The sequence below is a fragment of the Terriglobus sp. YAF25 genome, from assembly GCF_052113305.1.
Lineage (GTDB): Bacteria > Acidobacteriota > Terriglobia > Terriglobales > Acidobacteriaceae > Terriglobus.
In genome coordinates this window covers 1-3,378 of the sequence record NZ_JBFRCY010000522.1, presented here as the reverse complement: position 1 = coordinate 3,378, position 3,378 = coordinate 1, and the positions used below count along the sequence as shown (strand labels likewise).

The 3,378-nt window shown below is 57.8% G+C and carries 2 protein-coding genes; both read right to left on the bottom strand.

What is annotated here, in order from left to right; all coding sequences use genetic code 11:
- Positions 1 to 302: 302 nt before the first annotated feature.
- Complete coding sequence (locus AB4043_RS19320) at positions 303 to 1,523, bottom strand: dipeptidase (protein ID WP_442300149.1); 1,221 nt, start codon at positions 1,521 to 1,523, stop codon at positions 303 to 305.
- An 83-nt stretch (positions 1,524 to 1,606) separates the two neighbouring features.
- The gene (locus tag AB4043_RS19315; protein ID WP_442307811.1) at positions 1,607 to 2,827 is read right to left on the bottom strand and encodes a pyridoxal phosphate-dependent aminotransferase; all 1,221 of its coding nucleotides are present in this window, start codon (positions 2,825 to 2,827) and stop codon (positions 1,607 to 1,609) included.
- Positions 2,828 to 3,378: the final 551 nt, after the last annotated feature.

The window sequence follows — 3,378 nt, the reverse complement described above, 5'->3', positions numbered from 1 at the left end:
ATGTAGAGACGATGTGCGGCGTCGTCGCTGAGCATATAGTCCCAACCGCCCTGGCCGCCAACCTGCCAGTGGTCCGCGATGTGATAGGCCTGCGCGTAAGAGACGGAGGCGAGAGACAGAAGAATGGTTCCTGCAAGTGGGAACAGGCGCATAACGAAGACTCCAGGATGGGCTCGGGGTTTGGCCGGCACACTGAGTTTCATCGCCCCGCCTTAACTGACACTGAAGTCCCGTTACGCGTTGTTAAAGATTTCAGGCGGGCCATTGCGCGGCCCGCCTGTGTGAGGTCGATTACCTGACCTTTACTTTCCTGCCTGAATCGCCTTGGCCCGATCTTCCACGGCCTTCATCACGCGCAGCATGTTGGCTCCGTAGATCTTTTTGATGTCTTCCGCCGTGTAACCCTTCTCCAGCAGTTTGCGCGTCAGGTTAGGGAACTTGGCATAGGAATCCAGATCTTTCGGGACGCAGGCCACGCCGTCGAAATCAGTTCCAATGCCGATGGCGTCAATGCCGGCAACCTTGCGGACGTGATCGATATGCGCGACCACGTCGTCGATGGTGGCAGGCGGAAGTGCGCCAGCGAACTGTTCGCGAAGTTTGTCGATCGCGGCTTCCCGGTCCTTGGGATCGGTGATCTTCTGGGCCGCCTCGAATTGCGGACGGATCTTCGCATTCAACTCGCGCGAGCCTTCAAAGTAGCTCTGCGACAGGAACTCGCAGCCAAAGTTGATATTGACGACGCCGCCCTTGGCCGCCAGCGCCTTGATCATCTCGTCGGTCATGTTGCGGGTGTATCCGGTAATGGCGCGGCAGCCGGAGTGCGATGCAATGATGGGTGCGGTCGAGGTCTCCAGGGCATCCCAGAAGGTTTTGTCTGCGGTGTGGGAGATGTCGACCATCATGCCCAGGCGGTTCATCTCCTTGACGATCTCCTTGCCCAGCGGCGTGAGGCCGTTATGGTGTTCGACCTTGGGATTGTCGATATCGCCCTGCGAGTCTGCCCAGTTGTTGGTATTGAAGTGCGTAAGCGTCATGTAGCGGACGCCTAGTGTGTAGAAGTCGCGCAGCAGGCGAGGAGAATCCTCGATGGCGTGTCCGCCTTCGATGCCCATCAACGCAGCGATCTTGCCCTGCCTCTTCGCCTCGTAGACGTCGGCAGCAGTGGTCGCAAGAACGAACTCCTTCGGATGGCCCTCCACAACGTCGTGGCGCACGGTATCGATCATCTGCAGCGCCCGGTTCGCCGCGTGATTTCCTTCGACATAATTCGCTCCCACATAGACGGCAAAGAACTCGCCGCCAAGCACGCCTTTCATGCGGGCAAGGTCGGTCTGGCCTTTTTTGTTGGGTGTGGCGATGTCGTACCCCTCCACCGTCTCAGAGGTGATGTCGTTATGCGTGTCGATCAGGATGGCTTCACGGGTGATCTTGTTCACCTCGGCATCGGTCACCTTCTTCTGAGCAAGGGCTGCCATGGAAAGTAAAAGGGTGGCGGCTGCGATACGGCGGGCAGAAAGCAAAACGAACTCCTTGTGCGGGATGAGTGAAAGATGAAAAACGGCTCCGGTGTGCCCGGAGCCGTTGTGCGGCTGATTCAATGCGATCAGGAGAAGTGCACTGGAACAGCGATGCGCTGCATCTGTTCCAGCTCTGCCTTGACGGGAGTGTCCATCACTTCCTTGAAGGCGGTACGGAACTTCGCCATGTCTTCCTTGGTGCCGACGGAGACGCGCACGACGTTGGGCCAGATGGGCCAGGTGCGGCCGATGATGACCTTCTTCTGCGCCATCGCCGCCATCACCTGACGGCCGTTACGTCCCGTGTCGATCATGAAGCAGTTAGACTGCGAACCCGGAATGATCTTGTATCCGCATTCGGTAAGGAACTTCAGCGTTTCGGTACGAGCCTCGCCGATGTACTTCTTGCGTGCCGGCACCAGTTCCTTGTCTTCCAGGGAAACGCGCGCCGCGATCGAAGAGGTGACGGCCATGGCATTTTCACCGCACTCGGTCAGCTTCTTGAGAACATCCGGATGCGCAACTGCGAGGCCCGCGCGGATGCCGGCCATGCCATAGACCTTCGAGAAGGTGCGCAGGATGATGATGTCCTTGCGCGTGTTGACCTGATCAACAACGCTCTTTGCATCGGAGAGATGGATGTAAGCCTCGTCGACCAGAAGCATGGTCTCCTTCGGCTTGTTGTCCAGCAGCCATAGGATGTCTTCGCGCGAAGTGATGGTGCCGGTCGGGTTGTTCGGGTTGCAGAGATAGATCACACCGGCGTTCGGCGCTGCGGCGGCAAGAGCTTTTACATCGTGAGCATAAGTGGAGGTGAGCTCTTTGGTGATGGTCTTGGCGCCGGCGATCGCCGCGRCGCGCTGCGCAGCCTCGTAGGTGGGGTTGGCGGTAACCAGCGGTTTGTCCGGGCCGGTGTACTTCAGGACGGAATAATGGAGCGGTTCGCTCGATCCGGCGTAAACGGCAACGTTGTCCGGTTCGACGCCGTTCTGTTTTCCGAAGACCTCCATGAGCGAAAACATCTCCAGGAAGTCGTAGCGTCCGCCCTTGGCGGCAACCTCGGCGATGGCGGTGCGAGCTGCTTCGCAGGGGCCGAGCGGATTTTCATTGGCATTGATGAGCACGGCGTCCTTCGGCATGGAAGCCATCATCTGCTTCATCATCTGCATCTGCGACGGTTGTTTGGCGGGCGCTGCGCCAGTCTGTTGTGCTGCCCAGGCAAAGTGGGATTCGGTGAGGACTGGGATGCTGGCGGCGGCAGCACCCATGCTACAGAGGAACGAACGGCGAGAAAGCGGGGACGACATGACATATCTCCTTGTTGGACACGTGGATCGCGGGGGCCGGGTGTCTTCAAATCTTGCGGGAAGTGGAAGAAATCTTCAAGTGAATGCGAATAGATGACGAGACAAATATAAAAATTCGTTGACACGCGGCAGGGGTGCTGGCAGACTCAAACCAATCTCACCAACCTACGGTTAGCATCCTCGGGCCCGAACGACTCGCAGGACGCTGCCGGAGTCTATGCACATGGTTTCGTTCCGCGCCGAACAATGCGGAACCGTCACAGCAGTCTCGTAAGCCCAAGTTTGTTCTTTGCAGCACAGAGCAGATTCGCAGAGATAGTTGTAAGCAGTATCGGTCCTTTTGTAGAGCAACTGACAGTTAAGGCGAAAACGCCAAGGGGCGTCGTGTCGGCACATCGACATAAGTCGATGTACAGCCGTATCTCGTCGCCGCTCAAAGTTCTTTCTCACGGAACTGCCGCCGCCGTGTACGCATACGTGTATCCGACGGTTGCACAAGGCATGTGTCACAAAAAGAAGTTCTCAGGGAGGTTGTAGTGGCTGTTATCCGT